We start from the raw sequence: 21289 nt of genomic DNA, 5'->3' as shown, positions 1-21289 counted from the left end.
ATAAAGGCTTTTTAGTAAATAAGTCCATAAAAGTGCTCGATATTAATTTCCAGCAAACGGCAGGGCAGCCGGTAAGCACCACGTCCCCGATGGCGGCGTTTCTATATCGAATCGCGGACAAGGCCCGCTAAGGCGTCGCAAAAGCGGGTCCGGCTCATAGTGAGCCGGACCCGCTTTTTTGGTGGCCCCTTACGGGTGGCCGGGCAAGGTCTCGCAGGCGATGCGGTCCTTGTCTGAGTCCAACTTCGCGACGTCCCCGTACCACGGGTAGTACTTGTCGAACCATGCCTGGGCGGCCTGCCACGTACTGAAACTCGTGCATTTTACGCTGTCACCCGGATTTGCCGGTGGCTGCGGTGTTACCGGCGGCGGAGGTGTGACCGGAGGCTGCGGTGTTACCGGCGGCGGCGTCACGGGAGGCGGCGGCGGCGAACAGGTGCTGCCCGTGATGCCACCGTTGCCGCCGTTGACGAACCGGTACATGAACGCTGCCATGGCGTCACGCGCCACTGGCTGGACCGGGTTGTAGGCGCGGCAGCCGTATCCGATGTCCCAGCCGGTGGAGATGCCCTTGGACGCCAGCCACGTGATTTGTTGGTAGAACTGGCTTCCGACCTGGACGTCCACGAATGGAGAAGTGCCAGGAGCAGTGAAGGCGGGGTTGCCCCCGAACCTGTAGAGGAAGGCAGCCATGGCATCGCGATTGACCGGGCTGAGTGGGCGATAGGTTGTGGAGCCATCCAGTTCGGTCCAACCCGTGGAAATGCCGCTCGCTGCGAGCCAGGTGATTTCCTTGTAGAACTTGGTCGACGGCGTGATGTCGGCGAAGGGCGACGTCGCCGGGGGTGTGAAGCCAGGTTCGCCGGCCAGTCGATAGAGGAAGGCCGCCATGGCGTCACGGTTCACGGCAGTAAGTGGCCTGTAGGTTCGGCTCCCGTCCGCTTCCACCCAACCGGTGGAGATGCCTTGCGAGGCGAGCCATGCGATTTCCGCGTTGAATTGTGTGGACCCAGTGACGTCGCTGAAAGTGACGGGGCCTGGGTCAACGGGTGTGCTTTCAACCGCGATGGTTGGCACAGCAACCGTGGTGGTTCCGCAGCCGCCCTGCAATGTGGACGAAATTGCCGCCGATTCAGCCGCATCCACAGTCAACTGCCAACGGTATTTTACGAGGACCCAGTCCGTGACGTATCGGCAAGCAGTCCCAGCCAGTGGAGGCATCCACTCTGCCGGATCGCGGTCGCTTTTGGACTGGTTCACATTGTCTGTCACAGCTTCCAAGGCCACGTTTAACGTGAGGTCGTTGGCGTAGTCGCGCCGCTGCTCGGCCGTCCAGGCGCTCGCGCCGGAACCCCACGCCTCGGCGAGGGGGACCATATGGTCGATGTCGACGTCGGACGCTACAGTCCAGGTGCCGCCGTCGTACCAGGAGTTCCATTGCCCCGCAGCTACGGTGCATCCCGAGCTGAACGTCACCGGCGTCAGGGACTCCTGTTGGAGCACTTCGGAGCGTGTGTCGCAGCCGTCGCCGTCAGCATCTATCCAATGCTGAAAGAGGTCGCGGTTATAGCCGGTGTTCGTTTCTGAAGTGACAGATAACGATGAGAAAAGAGTTGAAACGCTGGCCGTATCTGAGGCCATCGCGGTTTGCGGCATGAAGACAGCCGCCGACGCGGTCAGCGAAAGGATCGCCAACCACGAAAGTGCCTTGGGCATCTGGGTTCCCCATATTCGATTTTGTGCGCTCTGAGCAGCGCATTCTTTGGGATGCTACCCGCAGAAACGTCCTGGGCAAGGTACGTCGCGGCTCATGGACCGCGTGGCGGGCAGTTATCGTGGACAAATGTGGCTCCGCAAACATCCCTATTTAGCACTGGCCATTGGCTACCTTTTAGTCTTCGTGTTCACAAGCTGTGTCTGGCTCATTGTGGGCTCGAATGACTTGGCGGATTCCCTGTCCAAAGCGTTCATTAGTACCTGGATTTACGTTCTACTGGCGCTGTTCCAGATCAAAAATCTGCGTAAAACACAGAAACGGCTTGATGAAGCCGGGCAGTTCAGGGCCTTCATCCGTTATCCCGACTCTTTGCCGGGGTCACTCAGCGGGATATGGAACCAAGGTATTGCAACACCGGCTCCGGGGTCGTTGCGTTTCCAGCCTGCTGTGTACGAAAACCTGGAACTGTCGGGTAGGTCCACGGAGCTTAACGTGGTGGAAGTTTTGCCGGAGCGCCGGAAAGTGACCGGCAAGGACCGCAAGTACATGCCAGCGTAGGGGTTCCGGGCCATAACCTTGGTGACAGAGACAAACAAAGTAGAACTCGCCGCGAGCCCCGAATCATTGGACAAACTGATTGAAATCGCGGGGCGGGTTTCCATCCGGGCTCCGCGAATGGGTGGATAGTTTCACATCTGCTCAGAGCTGAGCCGCGGCTGCCGCCTGCTACCAGCCACGCGACGGACGAGTAGGACGGCGGACCCAATCGGCGCCAGGAACGCGGACATCATCACCACGGGGAGTCCCACCACGGAAGCAGCAAGACCCATCATTGCCACCACAGTGATGCGCGTAAGTCGGCCGCCAGCCACCAAGCCACCCAACGGCAGTGCGATGGCAAAACCCATAAGGGTTGCTGCAATGAGGATGCCGTTCCACTGCAAGGTGTGGCCGGCTCCCAGGAGCTGCGCGCACCCTTGGACAACCATGGACGCGCATCCAAGAAGAACAGACCACGGCGTCGTGGGCCCCAAGCGAGGGGCAAGTACCCGTCCCGCAAGAACCAGCAAAGGGATGCTGGCGAACGCGCCGTAGGCCAACCCGAGGTTCATGGCGTGGGTGGAATCCGTGGCAATGGGTGCCCAGGTACTCCCCGTAACGGCAAAGACCGCACACGCCAGCCCGACCACCAGCAGTCCCAGCGCCGCTCCGCCCACAACGCGGCGGCTCGGTGCAACCACTTTCCGGGGAACTACGCGTGGAGGGACCACGTCCCGCGAGGCGGCGGGCATGCCCTGTCTCAAGGCCACCACCAGCAGCACCATGGCTCCCAATGTTCCCATCATGGGAGGCATGAACATGATTGCCCCGAGAATGAGCGCCAGCGGTGCCGCCAGGACAACGGCTTGTAAGAGTCGGACGGGATGCGAACGCCGGCTTGCCAGCAAGGAGTAGAAGGCAACAGCCACGCACGCCGTCCCGGCGATCCACCTGTCCATGGGAGATGGAAGGTGTTACTGAAGAAGAGGGCCATACCGCCCAGGAATGCGAGCAAGGACGTGGCTGCAAGCCCCACGGCCCACCCTCTTGTTGCTGGAAAACGACGCACTTGCGCAGATGAAGCCACTTATTGCCTAACTTTTTGGCGGAAACCGCCCCCATTGATCTCCCGCCATATGGCAGTGGTTCACATGCTAGCCGGGGATGGACCATCATTTCGCGCCGTGTACAGCATCTATATCCTTGAGAGATGAGTGAAGTCGCGCATTCCACTGTCGCCTTTGAGGGCCGTTTCGCCCGGGAGCTCCCGGAGCTGGCCATTCCTTGGCAGGCGGAGGAAGCACCGGATCCGCAGCTTCTGGTGCTCAACCAGCCACTCGCCGTCGAACTTGGTTTTGATCCGGATTTTCTCCGGAGCCCGGAGGGCGTACGGCTGCTGATCGGTAATACCATCCCGGAGGAAGCTACACCTGTGGCCCAAGGGTATTCGGGTCACCAGTTCGGTTTCTATTCTCCGCGTTTGGGGGACGGGCGCGCGCTTTTGCTCGGTGAGGTTGCCTGCGCTGACGGGAAGCTCCGCGATGTCCATCTCAAGGGTTCGGGGCGGACGCCGTTTGCCCGGAACGGGGATGGTTTGGCCGCGGTGGGGCCCATGCTGCGGGAGTACATCGTGAGCGAGTCGATGTCTGCACTGAACATCCCCACCACCCGGTCCCTAGCGGTGGTCGCCACCGGGCGGCAGGTTCAGCGCGAGACTCTTCTGCCGGGGGCCGTCCTGACGCGGGTGGCCAGCAGTCACCTGCGGGTGGGCAGTTTTCAGTACGCCAGGGCCAGCAATGACATGGATCTGTTGCGGCGCCTGGCTGATCATGCGATCGAACGGCACCACCCGTCGTCGGGCGGTGAGAGTAACCGGTACCTCGCGCTCCTGAAGGACGTGATTTCTGTCCAGGCGAGACTTCTGGCGCAGTGGATGCTGGTTGGGTTTGTACACGGCGTGATGAACACGGACAACATGACTGTGTCCGGCGAGACCATCGACTACGGCCCGTGCGCTTTCATGGACGGCTTTGATCCGGGGGCGGTGTACAGCTCCATTGATGAAATGGGACGCTACGCCTACCGTAACCAGCCGCTGATTGCGGAGTGGAACCTGGCCCGGTTCGCCGAATCAATCGCGGCTTTGATCCATGAGGATGAGGAGCAAGCGGTGGAACTTGCCGTTGATGCCCTGGGCGGATTCCGCAAGGAATACAGCGCCACATGGTTCAACGGTATGAAGGCCAAGCTTGGGCTGGCTGAGGAGATTGACGACGCCGTCGCCTCGCCTTTGGTGGATGAGCTCCTTGAGTTGGTCCAAGAGGCGCGCGCAGACTACACGTCGTTCTTCCGCAGTCTCGGCAAGGCGGCCCGCGGGGATGTTGAACCTGCACGCCGTCAGGTCCTGGATTTGGCTGCCTTCGATTCGTGGCTGGCTCGTTGGCGGGATACCGTCCCGGACGCCGACGCCATGGACCGGGTCAACCCGATCTACATCCCGCGCAACCACTTGGTGGAGGAAGCTCTTGCTGCTGCAACCGCGGGGGACACGCGCCCAACGGAACAGTTGCTCGCAGCTTTATCTGACCCCTACAGCGAACGCCCTGGCTTGGAAAAGTTCGCCGAGCCTGCACCGGAGAGCTTTGGCCCGTACCGGACTTTCTGCGGTACATAGGGCGGTTGGCGGTTGAAGCTGCTGACAGGCTAGCGACGCAGCCGCCAGGCCGGGTCGCTAGCCGTCGGCTTGCTCAGCTCCAGGCCGCCCGAACCACCATGTCTGCCCCTGCAGACAAATGGTTGCCGGTGTGCCCTGCATCCAGGACGCACACGTGCTCCGATTCGTCGGCGCTTGTTGATACCAGGCATTCTGCGGCCCTGAAACTCAGAAGTTCCACTGGAAGGCTATCGCCTATTTGAAGTTCACTCATGACGCCCTTTTTGCTTGTCCGGGCATCACGCTCTTTATGGCTAGCCCGGGGTGGGGAAGAGAATTGTCCCCTCGGATCGCCGGGCTTCATCAGCGGTTGACTCAATACTGCCTTGTTTGGCGGAGTTTCGTCTACGCAGCCTATCCTCAACCGTTAGTTGAAGTTTGTATGCCGCACGATTGCCAGCAATTCTTCACGGAGCCCCTCGGAGTCCAGATTGATCACGGACAATACGTTGTCCTCCTGTTGGTGGGATTGCTCCAGCAGTGACCGGCCCAGGTCAGTGATTGATATCAGTTGGCTGCGTCTGTCGAATCTGTTGGGTTGACGGCTGATGTACCCACGCGATTCGAGTCTGGTCAGTAGCGGGCCCATGGTCTGGGCCTGCACGCGGACGCTCCGGGCAAGATCCCCGGGCGTAATGGGTCCTGCCGTCGCCACGGCGTCAAGGGTCAGCACCGCTGGATAGGTCAGCCCCAGCGGACGTAATTTGTCGTTCCATGCCAATTCCACAAGCCGCGCCGCAGTGGACAGCAGCCGGCTGGTTGGCCATCGTTCCATATCAGGCATTCAGGCACCCCCACGCTTCCGAATAGTCAGGTTGCTTACTAGGTTACATTAGGCCTGTGCTGCAATCGGACGTGGCGGTGAACGATGGGGTCCCGCGGCTTCTTAGATCAGGCTGCTGAAGATGTTCCAGCCGTTGCCGATCTGACCTTGGTTGAAAAGCGAGCAGTCTCCTTCCATGCCGAGGTTGGCGTAGCTGTAGAGATTTCCGTCTCGGTTGTAAGCGAGGAGGTCACTGCGGGAAATGTTGTATGACTTAATGAAGGGGCCGGCGCTGCTGATTTCGGGCATTTCGTCCCAGCCGTGGCCCACCCTCGATGGTGTACTCCAGCCGCCCTGTCCATCCGTGGGGTACTGGAAGAGGATGCCGTTACGGTCGCGGGCGAAGATGTCCGCTGTCCCGTCACCGGTGGTGTCTCCGGCGGCAATGATCTTGTCGAAGATCTGCCAGCCTGAGCCCACCTGAGAGGGGGCAAGCCAGCCGCCTTCGCCGTCGCCGGGGTAGAGATGAAGCTTGCCTTGACGGTCGCGAGCGAGGACGTCGTTGATGCCGTCACCGTCGAAATCACCCGGTCCCACGATTGAATCGAAGATATTCCAGCCGGCACCGACTTGAGAGGGCGCCAGCCAGCCGCCTTCGCCATCACCGGGATAAAGATGGAGGTTGCCGGTGCTGTCACGGCTCAGGACGTCGTTGTGTCCGTCTCCATCGAAGTCGCCGGGGGAGAAGACGATGTTGAAGATATTCCAGCCCGTTCCCACCACCCGGGGTTCATCCCAGGAGCTGGGGAATTGGAGAAGTTCCATGCCAGGTCCCCAATAGACCCAGTTCGGCTCGTATGTCCGCGGATAGAGAACAAGGTCGCCGTCGTCAGTCCGTCCCAGCAGTTCAAAGTTGCCGCGGCCCGTCCACCCCATGGCCCGGTTGGACGCGGCGACGGGACGCGTCTCCCTGCTGTGGAAGACCCTCGGTGTTTCGCACGTGGTGTGGACATTCATGGAGATTCGGTTGCCCCGGTCCTCCGGGGTTAGCGTGAGGAATTCCCCTTGCCGCTCGGTTGGCAGAGGAACGCCGTTACTGAGCCACTCAAGGATGAATCCGTTAGGTGCTTCCTCGGTCTTGCACTTTTGGAACTGAGTGATGCCCAAGGTCAGCTCGGAACCCACGTAAGGCAAACCCACAATGGGCGGCACAAAAACGTATGGCGGTGTGGGCTCTGATGGCGCTGTGGCTTCGGCTGGTGATACTCCGGCAACGGCAGCGGGTCCCACCAACACTGCGGCAAGTACAGCCGATTTCACGGCAGATGCAAAAGTCCCCAAGATTCCCCCAGCTCCGCCCATTCAGGCTCCGATTTGAGCTGAGCATAGCAGTCCGTCGGTGGCCTCAGAGCGGAGCAAAGCGCTGTGGAGCGTGTCAGGCTAGGAGAGCTCGTACGCGGATCGTCCTGCGCCTTGATCGGCACTGTGAACATGGAGGGCGTGCCGCATGGCTTGGCGGTTTTCTTCGGCAAGGTCAGGTTGACCGGCGACGCGGTATAGGTCTGCCGCCCATTGAAACTCATCGGCGGCAGCACGGAAGCGGGCCTCGTCGAAGAGTCTCCGGGCAATGTGGTGACGAACGTAGGCTTCCTCTTCGGGGGACCGGACTGTTCGCAAGGCTTTTTCGTGGAGCACGGCGGCATCATGCCAGCGGTACTGGCGCTGATGGATGTGGGCGAGCACCAGCAGCAGCTCCCGGCGGTCAGGCGAGTTCGGTAGCAGCTTGAAGCCTTGGTCCAGGGCTTCAGCGTCCCGGCCGAGTAATGCCAAGTACCTGACTCGTTCAACGGGTGGACAATCGCCTTCCAGCGCAGCTTCCAAGGCTTGACGGTTGATCACCACGTCGCGGAACGTCGTAGGGTCAGTGCGCCAAAGACTTGCAGTATCTTCCACCGTGATGTGCCCCCCATAGGCTTGTTATGGAGCCAACTGAGTCGCAGCACTGTCAATGCCAGGCTGCCGGAAACTCCATAATCTCATGAACGGTGAAGCCCGCAAGTTCGCCGGGCTGGGTGGCCTCAGTGGAGCTGGCTGTCCGGGGGCGTAGCCCGCCAGGAGTGAAAGGGGACGGTCAGCCCTGAGCGTGTTGGTGCGCAGGTGAACGGCCCGGCAGCGGCCACCAATTCGGGTGCCAACGGCACAACCCGCACCAGTTGGAGGTCGTTGCTGCCTGCAGCGGCACGGATGGTGAGGGCGTCGCCGGAGCGGCTGACCCGAATGCGGACCCGGCCACCGTTCCATTCCGGAACAGGTGCTAGGGACCAGTCCGAAAAGCGGTGGGTAACCACCGCGCCCAGTTGAGCGGCGCCGTCGGCGAATTCCACGCCAGCCTTAATCCAATGCTCGGCGCTGATGCGGACGAAGATGCCCGCTTGGTCGAACTGTTGGGAGAACGCGGCCGTGAACTCAACCTCCATAGCGCTCTCCTGCGCGAAGGGGGCCAGTAGGGCGTGTTCGGTGTCGTGGATGAAACCGTAAGACGTGACGCGCCAAGCGTCGCTGCCTTCGGCGGCGGTGACCAGGAGGTCGCCTTCCTGCTCGACGACGGCGGCTGGCTGGTTGGTCCACTCACCGCGGTTCCAGGGGATGTCAGTCGGCACAGGACTCCTTGAGGTTTCAGCGCATGAAAGTTCCAGTGCTTCTAGGCAGCTGGCGTTTGGATCAGCGTATTCGATGCGGACTTTCCGATTCCAAGGACATGCGGCAAGCAGACGTGTTATCGTTTATCAATATATTGATAAACGATAAGGAGCGGGCGCGTGAAAACTGCATTCTCGACCAAAACGTCGGTTAACGTGGTGGCAAAGGTGGGCTTGTGGCTCCTGCTTGTAGCTGCCTGTGGAGTCGCTGTGGCGGCGATCCTTAGGCTTGTGTCCACAATTGGATATGCGTTTGCCGGGGTGACCACGGTGGCATTACCAACCTTGGGCATCAGCAGGACAGATCCCTCCGCTCCCAGCATTCTTGGCCCCAAAGTTCAGCAGGTTCTCCATGGAGGCAATATCGACCTCGTCCTCCACGACCTTCCTGGAGACGCGCTGGTCCTGAATACCGCAGCCGCGGTCCTCGGGCAGCTAACCACTCTGCTGGTGTGTGCGGCCGTGATCATGCTGTGCTGGCGTTTGCTGCGGGGGGTGCCGTTCGCACCGACACTAACTCGTTCTATCTCCATCATGGGTGGGGTGCTTGTCCTGATCGGGGTGGTTGTTCCGATTCTTCAGGGATTCAGCAAACTCTTGATCGTAGACAGCTTGGACAATGTGCTCACTGTCGAGAGTCCAATTGGCAAGGGCAATCTCGACTACTACATAGTCTTCAGCGTCGACCTCCTGCCAGTGGTATTGGGGGTCGCCCTTCTGCTCCTGGCCGCTGTGTTCGCGAAGGGTGCGCAACTGCAGCGCGACACCGAGGGGCTGGTATAGCGATGGCTCCGGCTAAACAAGCCGACGAGGACATGATTCATTGCCGGCTCGATGAGCTTCTGGAGCAGCGGGGTATGACGTTGACAGACTTGAGCCGGGAGGTAGGGGTTACTCTCGCAAATCTCTCCGTCCTAAAAAATGACAGGGCTAGGGCTATCCGTTTCTCCACCTTGGCAGCCATCTGCCGGGTACTTGAATGTGAGGTCGGCGACCTGCTCGTCATCGACTAGGGCCAGGCAACGAGTGGTTTGTGTCTTTCCTGTCAGGGGCGCTGGTCCTATGAGGTCCACGGGTTCTGCTGGTGATCCCGACCGGGGGTGTTGGCTTATGTTCTCTGCGAAGCCGGTGAGGGTTTGGTCCAGCTGTGGGAGCTCAGCTTGGGGCAGCCCGTACTTGGTGAACTCCGTGGGGTCGAGGGTGCGGTGGCCAAGATCAATCACGACGGTCGTTTCAGCCTTGGTCACGGTCAGGCTGGCGAACTCTTGGTATTGGCGAGTGACCTCCACCAGGTACCCGGCCCCAGCTAGCGTATCCGTGATCTTGTCCACGGAGGCTGCGAAGGTCTCCGGGGTGTGGCTGCGGTATTGGGCAAAGAGATCAATGTCATCGGACATCCGGCTGGTGACACCGTGTTCGGCAAGTGCCTGACCGCCGGCGAGGATGAACCCGTCAGCGGCGAGAACGGAAAGGGCTATTTCTGTTGCTGCGCGTTGAGCGTCGTCCATGCCGGATGTTCCTTGCTTTCGCGGTGGGTGGGCAGCTGGGCAAACGCGTCATTCCATAGCTGCCGGCAGCGGTTCGGGAGGCGCATGGAGGGCCATAAAGTAATCAGTCTGCCGGCGTTGATGATCCGGGCCATCTCCTGGGTGGAGCCGGAGTTCTGCAGCGTCAGCTGGTAGAGCGTTCTGCAGCGGGCGTCATCGGCGACGTCGTAGTGACGCTCGGGTCCCCAGTCCAAGTGGATGGGTAGTTCCACAACGCCGGATGATGGGCCGTTCAGTTCTTCAAGGGAATCAGGGACGAGGTAGAAGAGGGAATCGGCGATGGTGTGTCTGGCCTCTGGTCCGTGGACGTACTCTCGAAGGCCGGCGCGGACTCGTTCAGCGACAGTCGTCCCTTCTCTGGCCGCTTTGGCGTGTGCTTGATTCCATAGCTCGTCCTCAATACGGACCGAACGTCTGGGCGTACCTGCCGACATGGTGACCTCCCTATAGGGGCCTCTTCGGTCCTATTCTACAGGGGTGTCATGACACCTCAACCTGCCGCGCAGGGTCCTGGTACCGCGAGCTTTCCGCACTTGGGCTATGGCGCGATTCCGGCCTGAGGACTCCAGCGTTTCCTCGGCGGCCAGCATGGCCACCGCGATACCCGCACACCTTTCTACGGGCGTGCGGGTATCGGGCGGGGCCTGAGCCGTTACTCCGCGTACTGGAGGCTCGTCAGGAGGGCCTTGAGCTTGCTGTACTGCTCGGTTTCCATCCAGGCCGCGGCGCTTTCGGGGGTCATGGAAACTTCGATGTTGGTGGTGGCTTGGGCTCCGCCGTTGCCCATGATCAGGAAGCTGCTGGCCGAGGTGCTGTCCGGGCCCTCAGTCAGTAAGTCATCTGTCACCACACCCATGAAGTAGCGGGTGTATTCGGTGTCAAAGGGGTACTCGTCCTTGAAGAAGGCGAAGTGGGAGGCTCCGTGTCGGCTATTGAAGCCGGTCAGTGGCTGGGAGTCCAGGATGGTGCGGTTCACGGGCCCGCCCACCACGCCGCCGTAAATACCGCTGGTGATCTGCGCAACCTCAGCGCCCGTTTCGTCATGGATGTGCGCTGTGACTGTTTCGTAGTGCTTACCGTTCAAGTCGAAGGGCAGTCGCTCGGTTTGAGCGGTCCAGCCCGCCGGCAGCAGGAAGGAGATGTGCCCGTCCGGGAACGTGTACAAGCCGATCTGCGGGTAATCGGGCGAGACGTGAGGGGTTGACGGTTCGGTGGGTGTTATCGGCGCTGGTTCTGGCGCGGAAGGAGCAACGGTCGACGGCGGATTGGTTGCCTGCGGTGCCGGTTCCACCGGCGGCGCGGGTACAACAGGTGGCGCCGGAACAACAGGTTCAGCGGACACTGCGGGAGTTGTCGGTGCTGCCGGAGACGGAACGTTTACTTCCTGCACGGGAGTGATCACGACGGGAGCATTGGCCAGGGGAACAGCGACTTCCGGCTGGCTGACTTGTGCGGAGGGGTTGTGTTCGGAAACCGGAGCAGCAACTACTTCTTCCAAAGGGACTGCGGGGAGATCCACCAGGCTACTGGTTTCTGCTGCCGCAGTGGTGAATGAATTACTGGCGACCGGGGTAGCCGGTGCGCAGGCGGCGAGCGTAAGTGCCAGGGTCAGCGTTGCGAGAGTGGCGTACTTGGCATGTCCGGATCGACGGTACTTCATTTTGGGTTCCTTCCCCCACGGAGTGATGGAGCAGTTCTCCTGCTCATACATGTTGTTTCCGGCAGGGGAGGATTGATTACACCTGGGGTAAAAAAGTTTGAACAGAATTGTCCGGGGGCACATCTGGTTATGAATTTGATTCAATGCTCCGCCGCACAACCCGCGGCGGCCGTCCAGAAAGCCACACGTAGGTGCCCGCCGCCACGATCACTCCGCCGGCGGTGACCAACCACCACGGAAAGCCGGGGATGTCCGGTCTCTGTCCGGCTGCGTCAACGTCTGACTGCGGGGTGGGGATGACGCGCTCACCGGTCACGAGGATCCGGTGGCTATTGATGCCCAGAGGGGTGCAAGTAACCAGCGTGAGAAGGTCTTTGCCGGGCTGGATGAGGAGGCTTTCGGTGTCTTCGGGCTCAACTACCAGGGTTTCGATGACCCGGTATGTCAGGACCTCGTCGAATACCTCAATGGTGAAAGTGTCGTCCACCGCCACCTTGTCCAGATTGGAGAACAGCTCCGAGGTTGCAAGTCCCCTGTGCCCGGTGACTACGGAGTGAGTGGATGGTCCGCCCACGGGGAGCGCGGTGCCTTCGAGGTGACCGATGCCGTGTTCCAGGACGGTCTCGCTGGTGCCGTGATAAATCGGCAGATCAACGTCAATGGAGGGGATTCTGATGCGGGCCATGAGCCCTTCGGAATCTCCCCGAAGCATGTCGAGGTATTTTTGCTTGTCGGGCTGGGCGTCATTTGCCAGAGGCAGGCGCTCATTCGCCGCAATAGCCGCTCCACTGCCACTCAGGCCCTGGTTGTAATCCCGCGCCTCGGCGATCCGCTCACGCAAGGTTTCAGCGCCCAGGTCTCTGATTCCCTGCGTTAGTTTGTCAATCTTTTGTGACTGCTCCACTGCGCTGAACCAGGCCGCCGCGGGAGGGTAGAGGAGTAGACCTGATCCGGCGATGACTGAAATGGCTACAAGCAACGGCAATAGCGGAAGCCGCCAGCGCAGTAGCCGCTTCCGTTCGCGCCTGGTGAGCCCCGACGTCGGACCCTTACCAACCGGTGGTACTTCTTCGCCCGGGAACAGCGAAGGCGGGACGCCTTTTTGACGCCCCGCCTTCGTATTCACAGTGCTAGATTACGCGGTTGCCGGTGCCAGAGCGGCACGACGACGACGCGCGGCGAGGATTCCGGTACCGAGGGCAATGGCTAGGAGACCAATGCCACCCACGGTGAACCAGAGCGCACCGTCACCACCGGTGAGGGGGAGCGCGAAGGCCGGAACCTGATCGTGCTCGAACTCAACGTAGTTCTGTACCGGCGCTGTGGTGGAGCTGGGACCGGCCACAACCTGGGTCTGAACCTGGCTGGGCGTCGGCAGCTGGAAACCGGCCGGCGGAGAGATTTCACGCACGTAGTAGTTACCCGGCGTGATGATCGGGATGGCTACGAAACCGTTGGCCGCAGTTGTCCAGTTGGTGATGCCGTTGATGGACACCGGGTTCTGGCCAAGGTTGGCGTCGTTCTGGTTCAAGAACACTTGGTACACGGCCCCAGCGAGCGGGGTACGTACATTGCTCTCGTTCTGGTATGCGAAGACGGTGAGCTGGCCGATCGGTGTGCTGCCGGTGACCGTCTCGGTAGCGCCGTTCACAACGCTCGTGGCCGTGTTGGTGATGATGCCGTTGGCCGGGATGGTCACTGCGCGGCTCAGCACGGTGAGCGTCACGTCTCCTCCGGGCAGGGCTGCCAGGCGGGTAAGCCCCGTGGGAGTGAAAGTAGCAGTGAGGTTCCGGCTGGTGGCGTCATACACCAAGGTGTAATCCGTGCCCTCCACGAAGTTTTGGGCGACGTTGGCCGCGTTTGCCACCCGCACGCTGGTGGGAGCAACGCCGGTGGGGCCTGTTGCGAGGTATTCGAGTTCCACCGGCAGCGTATCCGTGAGGGTGAAGATGTCCAAGGTGTCGCCACCCGCGAGCGTAGGCACATCAGAGTTGATCGCCCATCGAATCAGATCCGGGTTGCGGGCTTCCACTGAGTTAGCAGGAGCCGGGACACGGGTCTTGGTCAGATCCGTAACAGCGTTCTTGGGGTACGCGTGAACGTCGTAGATCCACTGGTTCGCCGGTGCGCCGCCCGGGCCCGTGGGGAACGGCAGGGTGACCAGGAACGGTGCGGCCGGGTTGGTGGCCCCGGCCGGCAACGCGGTCTCCGTCACGAGGTAGAGACCGATGGGAAGGGTGTCGCCGTTGTTGAACGTGGCCACACCGTTGGTGCCCGTGGTGGCTGTGTAGGTATCAGCAACGGTGACTCGTCCGGCAGCCGTCGCGGGGGTCAGCGCAGACACCTGATCCCAGCCTGCGGGCGTCGTGAGGTCTACACCCTGGACCAGCGCAGCGGTGAAGGTTGCGCCGGCAAGCGGCGTGCCGGGAACTGTCACTTCCTGGCCAGTGCCGACTGTCTGACCGTTTTCGGGACCCAGAGCGTACTTGTGAAGGGTCAGGGTGCGGGCGATCGAGGGATCGATGTTTCCCGGTTGAGTGACGGCTGCCGCTGGTGCGACGGCGACAAGAGTCGCCGCCGCGCCCAGCGCCAGCACGCCGGCAGCGGCCGAAAGCCGCTGAAGGAGGCGGATGGACATGTGATTTTCTCCTATGAGTGAAGTGAGGGTGAGACCGAATGAAACGAGTGATTGGAATCTTGGACGTCGGACTGGGAGGTGGAGAAGCGCATCACCGAGAGGCGCCTCGCATTCGTCGACGCCCATGCCACACCGAAAGAGCCAATGCCAGACCAAGCACCAGCCCCCCTCCGATGAAGAATGCGTCGGCGCTTGTACCGCCGGTGAGCGGTAGTCTTGTTGGCTCCACGGGGGCGTTGACGAAGCGGTAGACCGCCGTCTGTCCAGCCGCTGGAGCTGAAATTGTCCGTGACGAGACCGGGGTCCACGTTGACCCGGTGAGCAGTTCGAGACGGAGTTCCTTATAGGCGATTCGCCGAGTGGGATCGGTGGCAGCCTCTGTAAGTGTGTAGCTGTGGCCCGGCCTGACATCAAAGGTGTTCGCCGGATTGCCGGAGGCCACATATTCGGCGCCTATGCGGCTCTCCGTCGGGAGGGCGGAACCTGCCAAGACCGCTGGGGTGGCAGTGACCCTCCAGTCCTGGGCTTGGAAACCCGGTTGCGGGTTTTGCACCTGTTTGACCAAGGTGATGGCCGCCGTCGCGTTCGTTACGGTGCACGTGACGGATGCCGTGGCCGGTGGGGTGATGTCTCCGGCAGAGGTGACTTCCACTGGGGCGCCAGTAGCAGTGAGGCATCGCCAAGTGCCGGTCTGTACATAGGTGGCAGGACCGCCGGTCTCGGCCAAACGGTAGGTGACGCCTGGAGTAACGGGAACTCCTGAAGCCGCTGCCGTGCCGGATCGCCCGGAGGGACCGGGAAGCGCTCCGTTGGGGCCGGCGGCACTCAGAGTCCAGTCGGTGGGCAGCGCGGATCCAAAGCCCACTTCTTTCACCAGGGTCAGTGACGCAGTAGGGCGGTTAATGAGGGTGCATTCGACCGCTGAGCCGGGAGCTATGGCTGTGAGGCTTGCACTGATGTTCGTTCCGGTCTGGTTGAATGTGACCGCGCGGTTGGCACCGTTCACCGTGCATGACCCGCTGACGAACGCGTAACCGTCCTGCTGGGTTTCCGAGACCACCAACGTTGCCCGTGAGGCCGTCGAGCCAAACAGGACAGTCCAGCTGGCCTGTCCCGCGGCATCGGTTTGCTGTCTCGGTGCCAAGCTCGGCAAAGCTGTCGCGGTGCCGGTGGTGGCCGTCGCCGTCGTGCCCACGCTCCAGTCCACGCCGGGGCGCGTGAGTCCGGAGAACTCCCGGATGGTCTTGGTGATCCGCACGCTGGACACCGGAGAAGGTGAGTTGAAGTAGGTGCACGTCACGTTCGCGCTGAGTCGATTCGGCATGGTGACAGTGCCCGTGGTGGTGTTTCCGCTGCTCAGCCGCACGCCATCAGACCAGCACTCATAGAGCGTGGTGTAGACGCCGATTGCGGAAGTGGACCCGGTGGCCATGGCTTCGGAGATGGTGATGGTGTTCCCGATGACGGTGGGGAAGGGCCCGATCTGTGCCTGCTGACGCCCGGTGGCCGCCCCGGTGGTTGTGGCCGTGGCGAAAGCTGTAAGAGGTGATCCCGATGACGCTGTCAGAGTGAACTGGTCACTCGCCGCTTGGCGTCCCACCACGTTCTTCTGCACAGTGATGGTCGGTGGAGATGCGCAGCCGGCGAGGTCCACTGAGTTAACTGCCACCCGTGATGTGCCTGGGACCCTGGTCCATGTGGTGGCGTCGAACTCATAGGCGCTGCCGGCGTTGGAAAGATAGACGGTGCCGCGGGGCGAGAACGCGATGCCGTTGATGTTGGCGAATGCGGCATCCGTGCCGGTTGTGGGCTTGGTGGAGGAAGCGCTCACCGCCAGTGTGCCCCCGGATGCTCCCGCGAGTGCCTCAGCGGACACCGTATAGATGGTGGCACTATTGGTGGAGTTGATAGTGGCCGCGCCCACTACATAGAGATTGCCTCGGGCGTCAAAAGCCATGTCGCCGTTGCCATTGGGTGCCGTGCCCGTGGGGAAGGCACCCACATAGGAGAAGCGTGTGGCAGCGGGGTTAGATTCGGTAAAACTCCAGATGTAGAACTGCGAGTTAACGAACTTGCCAAAAAGATAGCGTCCCGTGGAGAGGTCGATCGCGCCTGCAACAATGCTTCCGTCCACCGTGGTCCCGCCTGCGACGGTGGTGTATGCGGTATTCGCCAGTTTTTGGAAGCCTCCGCCGGGGGTCCATTTAAGAATTGAAGCGACGTCGCTCGCGTCCGTGGAACGGTCCAAAGCGTATGCCAGGCTTCCGTCAGAGCCGACGCCCAGGGCATTTGCCGCCGTCACGCCGGTCCAGCTTCCCACTGAGGTCAGTCCGCCTGATACAACATCGCCCTGTTCCAATCCTCCGGCAGCTGTGATGGAGTAAAAGTGGTTCGAATCGCAGAATAGCCGGGTTGCTTGGACAGTGTTGGTAAAGGTGCAGAGGACTTCGATTCCCACTTCGTCAGGGATGGTGATGGTGCCCGAGGCTCCCGCCCCTGATGCGATCACTGTCCCGGCCCGGGTGCATTCGTAAGCGTTGGAGTAGCCCAAGCCAGCGCCGGAGGTTTGTGCCTCGTGGATGGTGTACGTGGAGCCGGGCTGAACCACTGAGCGGGTTACCTGCGCCGCTTGGATTCCCGTGGCCGTGCCCGTGGTGGTGGCTGACGCCAGCACGGTGGTCCCGCTTCGCAACGACAAAGTGAACTGGTCCGTAGGAGAGCCCCGCCCAGGGAGATTCTTACGCACCGTGATGGTGGTGGCAGGTGCCACTACCAGGCTGTCAGCCGCTGAAGGGATCAGCCCTGACGGCGTTACTGTGCCGCTCGTGTAGGTTGCGGCGCTCGCGGCCACCACGGATACCGAGATGGTGCACGAGGTTGTTCCCGCCGCGAGGTCACCGCCTTGGACCGAAATGGTACCCGAACCCGCCGCTGCAGTGACGCCGAAGGCGGTCCCGGCAGCGTTAGTGCACGTGCCCGCAACCGCGGGGGTGGGGGCTACCGTCAGCCCGGTCGGGAGGGCGGTTGAGAAACCCCAGTCCGTCTTGGCTAGCAGGTCCGTGGTGTTGGTGATCGTATAGGTCAGAGTGCTGGGGACTGTGGCTGTGGCGGTGGCAGCATCGAATGCGACGTCCAAGGCCGGGGTGACATCGAGTATGCGGATGTTGTCCACGCCAAATCCGCTGCCTGTGCCGGTTACGGTGTTGACAAGCTGCACTTGGGCCGTGGAGATCTGTGCGGGTGTGAGGAGCGCAGCGTTCGTTCCGTTGTTGGTGCCTGCCCGGACAGAGGCGGACCATGCCGGGTCCACGATGCCGGAGATCGTGCCCAGGGTAGGAAGCGCTGGGGACGTGTAGTAGACGTTGCCCGTCCTGGTGCAGGGGACCACAGGGGTGGTGTAACCGCTCAGAAGGGTAGTGGAGCCTGAGACGAGGTTCAGCGAAAGCGAGGCGTTGTTGGTGCCGCATTGGGTTCCCACCGCGTTCATTCCCATGGCGTAGAACCGCGAATCGGGTGCGGTGATGCCGGTTCCTGCTATGGATTGAAGAACTGTGGTGCCGCCGGCAACAGTGGTGTAGGGAATTGAAACCAGTGCGTGATTGCCCTGGGTAGTGGCGGTGGATCCGTTGGCAGGTGCTGTTGCCGACGTGGAGCCAACAACACCGGCGGACACTTGGCCGAGGACGTCTGCCATGCGCCGGGCGTCACGTGCAGCGAGGGAGGACTGCCCTACCGTGAGAAGTGGCTGAGTGGGGCAGAAGGCGGCATTCGGGAACGGGGAGGAGTAGTTGACAAGGACACCTGTGCAACTGGTTCCACTTCGCCAGCCTGTGGAAGCCGTATATTTGCTCGACGAATATGTAGGAAGTCCGCTGGCCGCTGTGGTTAGTCCTTGTTCGAAGGCCTCGATCCAGACTTGGCGGGATGTCTCCGGCACGCCGGCAGCAAAGATGCTTGCGTCTGGGGTGGCCATTGCTTGGGCGTCTGTGCCGGACGTAGCTGGGGGTCCCCGGCCGGTCTGGGCCACGGTGTGGTCACCCGGCAGACCTGGCTCGGTAGAGGCGGTGGTCCCGGGATGTGGATCGGGTTCCGATGACATGACGGGTTCGACTGTGGCTGGCTCTGGCTTTTCTGTGGTCGGATCGTCAGCGGTGGCCGGTTGGGTTAACGGCTGCCCAGGAGTCGGCGACGGCGATGCAGCCGGCGTCGGATTTTCAGTGACCGCTGGGGCTTGGGAAGCGTCGGTGGGTTCGGGCGGTGACGACGGCTCCCCAGGCGTACGAACAACATTTGCTGCGGCAGCGACGGGGGCGGCGAGAGGTGCCCACCCACCCAGAACGACCGCGAGGGCAGCCGCGACGGCAAGAATGCCGGTCCTACGACGCGCGCTCGATGGGGCACTGAGGTGCCTCCGGGCGTTTGAGTGTTCCAACAGTGTTCAGCGACTCTCCGTGAAATGGTCGTAGTTGAAGACGACCGCAACGGAAGGGACGCAAACGTCACCAGTTCCGAGGAAGAGCCCCCCAACTCAGGAGTCGGCGAGCGCTAGAGGCTCGCTGACACGATGAATATAGCGCATTAGTTAAGCCCGCACAATTGTGATTCTCGCAACGTAATTCAGCAGCTTGGATATGCCTCATCGGGGCCTGAACTGGGAAGATGTCAAGTCAAAAACCACCCAATTCGGGTAACTTCCGTTTCTTCAAAGCATGGCGAGTGCCTTTGAACAACACCTTGCTTGCGCCGGCCAGCATATTCCGGACAATCCGTTGTTTCTGGTGTGAAACACTAAATCTCGGACTGGAAGGACAGATCATGTATTCAGACCGCGAGCGCCACAATGACGCCGTGTATGCCGAGCACAAGGCGGCGGTTGCAGCAGGGGAGAAGCGGGTCCTTCTCAACACCAAAACCGGCGAACTTCACAGCTACCCGGCGGACGAGATTGGTTTTGCGCCTGGCCGCGGTCATGCGCAGGTCAGCACGTGGTGGGGCATGGGGATTCTGGCCGTGGTTGCCGCCATGCTCACGGTTTTTTCTGTGGTGCTGTTGCTGGCGCCGCTGGGGCAAGGGCAGGGACCGATGTGGGGTGCGCTGTTTCTGACTGCTTTGGCTGGTGGCTTCACGTTCTATGCGGTCACGCTGTCCGTTCAGGAGTTCCGGGCTTCGCAGCTCCGCACGCTGCGGAGCTCACCTAAGCCGAGTTCCACCGGCAGGGTAGATATTCCGTTGGAGCACTAATCAAAACCTGCCTTGGGGGACAACGGAATGCGTTGTGAAACAAAAATAGGCTTTGCTCTGCTTGCGCTGCTAACTCTGACGGCCGCGGGCTGTGACGAGCGCCCATTTACCCGCGACTATGCCCGGTCCGTTCCAAACTCTGTGATTCAGGGGGGCGAGAAGCCGGACAGGACGTGGGAGTACGTGGACCGGGACGGCGTATGCAGGCATCTCAACGCCTGCGAAGACCTGAGTCCGTGGAACGGTGCCTACAGCTGCAACTCAACCGACGGCGCAGTTGAGTTGAGCTACTCAGCCAAACGCATGCGACATCCCACGCTCCTCGTCGGCGACGAGGCGGTGCCGCTGTTCTGCACCAATAGCGGATTTTGGGGCGACGGGCTGAGGTTCTGTATACCGGCGTCGGACCCTGCGGTCCCGCCCCAGCCGGTTCCGCGTCGCGATAAGTCCTAACCTGTTTTCAACCCTGAGTAGCCAAACGTCGACGGCGGCTGGTTCTGTCCTGTGGCCCTAGCTCAGGAAGCCGCGCGTTCGGCGGGTGTGCACTTCTCAGGGGTCTCGGCAAAGGTGAACCAGTCGGGGAGCGCTGCGGTGTAGGCCTCCCGAACCAGCGGGTCCTTGGTCGCAGTCCAGTCCACGGTGGCCTTGACCTCTACTTCGTTCTTGTCCCACTCGAACCAGTTGATCATCTTCAGGGCGGGGGAGTCCTTGGGGATGGCGGGATCGAAGAGTTGGCCCCACCAGGCTTCCTTGATCGCCAAAACGTCGGCACCCTCGCCGGATGCCACTGTGAGAGCTGCAGTTTCGGGGATAGCCACTGGCTTGTTCCGGGCGGTTCCATAGTCGGCATAGAAGTCGGGGACGGCCAGATCGTTTCCGCCGGCTCCGTTGTAGGTGCCGGTGAGCTGCTGAAGGAATTTCCCCGGTTCCGGGATGACGTTTGCGCCCCACGGATAAGTGTTACCCCAGTGGTAGAGGGACATGCCAACCCAATCCACGGCATTGTCGCCGGGGTAGTAGGGCGCGTAGGGATCGTCAGAGCCTGTGATGGCTCCGTCTTTGTCAGTGTCCAGGGTTGCGAAGTCAGGGGATCCGGTCACGGCTTCATATTTGCCGCCGCTGAACGGGTAACCGCCGCCGTAGTTGGGTGCCCACATCATGGCGGTGCCGGCAGCCTTGGTGTGGACCGCTTCGGCCACCAGTTGGTACGCGGCGACGTATGCGGCCGGTTGCTGACCCCAGGGGTACCAGGAGCCGTTCATCTCGTGGGCGAACCTCACTATGACAGGGACGCCTGCGTTGTTGAATCGGGCCAGCGTTGATGCGAGTTCGTCTGCTTTCTCCGACGTCACTGATGCCAAACCCTGTTTGGGCTCCAGAGTGAGGAGCATGGTTCCACCATTGGCACGGATCTGTTCGAAGGCTGCGTCGACGTTCTCTTTGTCTTTCTCTGACATGGGAAAGTCGGTGAAGGTCACTGTAACGGCCGGGCGGCTGCCAAGATTGGCCGCATACTGCTCCAGGGTCTCGTGCTCCCAATCGAGGTTCACGCCGGCAAGAATCCCGTCCTTTGGCGCCAACGGACGGGTGGGCTCACACACCGGCAGGGGAGTAGGTGAGCTGCCCGGCTGCGGCCCGGCGCAACCTACAACGACGCCGCCCAACAACGCGCCGGTAGTGATCACAGCGCCAAACTTCCCGAGCCCCCAAGTCATGGCTTTCAATGTAGCAGCGCCGCTGTAGCATCAGAAGCACCACCGCATTTCGCGCG

Annotated in this window: 19 protein-coding genes; 5 read left to right on the top strand and 14 right to left on the bottom strand. The window is 61.4% G+C overall.

From position 1 onward, the window contains the following. Positions 1-189: 189 nt before the first annotated feature. A complete protein-coding gene (locus tag ACZ5J0_RS15070; RefSeq protein WP_464093422.1) occupies positions 190-1716 on the bottom strand; it encodes a GmrSD restriction endonuclease domain-containing protein in 1527 nt (508 codons plus the stop codon). A 94-nt stretch (positions 1717-1810) separates the two neighbouring features. Here ACZ5J0_RS15070 and ACZ5J0_RS15065 point away from each other — a divergent pair, with 94 nt between their 5' ends. Further along, positions 1811-2275 (top strand): hypothetical protein, encoded by a 465-nt coding sequence (locus tag ACZ5J0_RS15065; RefSeq protein ID WP_464093421.1) that lies wholly within the window; start codon positions 1811-1813, stop codon positions 2273-2275. Between the two features lie 131 nt (positions 2276-2406). Here ACZ5J0_RS15065 and ACZ5J0_RS15060 read toward each other — a convergent pair whose 3' ends face one another. Then, positions 2407-3216, bottom strand: coding sequence for a hypothetical protein (locus ACZ5J0_RS15060; protein WP_464093420.1), 810 nt, complete (start codon positions 3214-3216; stop codon positions 2407-2409). A gap of 251 nt (positions 3217-3467) precedes the next feature. Between ACZ5J0_RS15060 and ACZ5J0_RS15055 the strand changes: the two genes are divergently transcribed. Continuing rightward, entirely contained in the window at positions 3468-4931 is a 1464-nt protein-coding gene (locus ACZ5J0_RS15055) for a protein adenylyltransferase SelO (RefSeq protein WP_464093419.1), read from the top strand. A 73-nt stretch (positions 4932-5004) separates the two neighbouring features. Here ACZ5J0_RS15055 and ACZ5J0_RS15050 read toward each other — a convergent pair whose 3' ends face one another. The 5 genes from ACZ5J0_RS15050 to ACZ5J0_RS15030 all read right to left on the bottom strand — a co-directional run bounded on the left by ACZ5J0_RS15050 (position 5005) and on the right by ACZ5J0_RS15030 (position 8393). Continuing rightward, entirely contained in the window at positions 5005-5184 is a 180-nt protein-coding gene (locus ACZ5J0_RS15050) for a hypothetical protein (RefSeq protein ID WP_464093418.1), read from the bottom strand. Positions 5185-5337: 153 nt separating this feature from the next. Continuing rightward, on the bottom strand, positions 5338-5754 hold the full coding sequence (locus ACZ5J0_RS15045) for a MarR family transcriptional regulator (protein ID WP_464093417.1): 417 nt from the start codon (positions 5752-5754) through the stop codon (positions 5338-5340). Positions 5755-5856: 102 nt separating this feature from the next. Then, entirely contained in the window at positions 5857-7074 is a 1218-nt protein-coding gene (locus tag ACZ5J0_RS15040) for an FG-GAP repeat domain-containing protein (RefSeq protein ID WP_464093416.1), read from the bottom strand. 99 nt (positions 7075-7173) lie between these two features. Beyond that, positions 7174-7686 carry a hypothetical protein gene (locus ACZ5J0_RS15035; RefSeq protein WP_142938169.1) on the bottom strand — a complete coding sequence of 171 codons (513 nt, stop codon included), beginning with the start codon at positions 7684-7686 and terminating at the stop codon, positions 7174-7176. A gap of 125 nt (positions 7687-7811) precedes the next feature. Next, positions 7812-8393: a DUF1349 domain-containing protein gene (locus tag ACZ5J0_RS15030; RefSeq protein WP_464093415.1), complete on the bottom strand. Its 582-nt coding sequence runs from the start codon at positions 8391-8393 to the stop codon at positions 7812-7814. A 159-nt stretch (positions 8394-8552) separates the two neighbouring features. Here ACZ5J0_RS15030 and ACZ5J0_RS15025 point away from each other — a divergent pair, with 159 nt between their 5' ends. Both ACZ5J0_RS15025 and ACZ5J0_RS15020 read left to right on the top strand, forming a co-directional pair. Further along, positions 8553-9215 (top strand): hypothetical protein, encoded by a 663-nt coding sequence (locus ACZ5J0_RS15025; protein WP_142938171.1) that lies wholly within the window; start codon positions 8553-8555, stop codon positions 9213-9215. Between the two features lie 2 nt (positions 9216-9217). Beyond that, complete coding sequence (locus ACZ5J0_RS15020; RefSeq protein ID WP_142938172.1) at positions 9218-9445, top strand: helix-turn-helix domain-containing protein; 228 nt, start codon at positions 9218-9220, stop codon at positions 9443-9445. Here the strand turns inward: ACZ5J0_RS15020 and ACZ5J0_RS15015 are convergent. The 6 genes from ACZ5J0_RS15015 to ACZ5J0_RS14990 form a co-directional block, all read right to left on the bottom strand. Further along, positions 9347-9940 carry a nucleotidyl transferase AbiEii/AbiGii toxin family protein gene (locus ACZ5J0_RS15015; protein WP_464093414.1) on the bottom strand — a complete coding sequence of 198 codons (594 nt, stop codon included), beginning with the start codon at positions 9938-9940 and terminating at the stop codon, positions 9347-9349. The genes ACZ5J0_RS15020 and ACZ5J0_RS15015 overlap by 99 nt on opposite strands. After that, positions 9907-10413 carry a hypothetical protein gene (locus ACZ5J0_RS15010; protein ID WP_142938174.1) on the bottom strand — a complete coding sequence of 169 codons (507 nt, stop codon included), beginning with the start codon at positions 10411-10413 and terminating at the stop codon, positions 9907-9909. The genes ACZ5J0_RS15015 and ACZ5J0_RS15010 overlap by 34 nt, the downstream gene beginning before the upstream one ends. A gap of 218 nt (positions 10414-10631) precedes the next feature. Next, complete coding sequence (locus ACZ5J0_RS15005; RefSeq protein WP_464093413.1) at positions 10632-11639, bottom strand: hypothetical protein; 1008 nt, start codon at positions 11637-11639, stop codon at positions 10632-10634. Between the two features lie 127 nt (positions 11640-11766). Then, complete coding sequence (locus ACZ5J0_RS15000) at positions 11767-12765, bottom strand: class C sortase (RefSeq protein ID WP_464093412.1); 999 nt, start codon at positions 12763-12765, stop codon at positions 11767-11769. Positions 12766-12774: 9 nt separating this feature from the next. Then, positions 12775-14277, bottom strand: coding sequence for a SpaH/EbpB family LPXTG-anchored major pilin (locus ACZ5J0_RS14995; RefSeq protein ID WP_464093411.1), 1503 nt, complete (start codon positions 14275-14277; stop codon positions 12775-12777). A 91-nt stretch (positions 14278-14368) separates the two neighbouring features. After that, a complete protein-coding gene (locus ACZ5J0_RS14990) occupies positions 14369-18376 on the bottom strand; it encodes a DUF7933 domain-containing protein (protein ID WP_464093410.1) in 4008 nt (1335 codons plus the stop codon). A gap of 716 nt (positions 18377-19092) precedes the next feature. On the opposite strand from ACZ5J0_RS14990, the gene ACZ5J0_RS14985 reads away from it, so the two are divergent. Further along, a complete protein-coding gene (locus tag ACZ5J0_RS14985) occupies positions 19093-19518 on the top strand; it encodes a hypothetical protein (RefSeq protein WP_464093409.1) in 426 nt (141 codons plus the stop codon). A 515-nt stretch (positions 19519-20033) separates the two neighbouring features. On the opposite strand, the gene ACZ5J0_RS14980 is transcribed toward ACZ5J0_RS14985, so the two are convergent. Further along, positions 20034-21233, bottom strand: a complete 1200-nt coding sequence (locus ACZ5J0_RS14980) for a glycoside hydrolase family 26 protein (protein ID WP_464093408.1) — start codon at positions 21231-21233, stop codon at positions 20034-20036. Positions 21234-21289 lie beyond the last annotated feature (56 nt).

This window comes from Arthrobacter sp. DualSoilB13 (genome assembly GCF_055389195.1).
The sequence above is the reverse complement of the archived record's forward strand: the minus strand, read 5'-3'. Positions and strand labels throughout refer to the sequence as shown.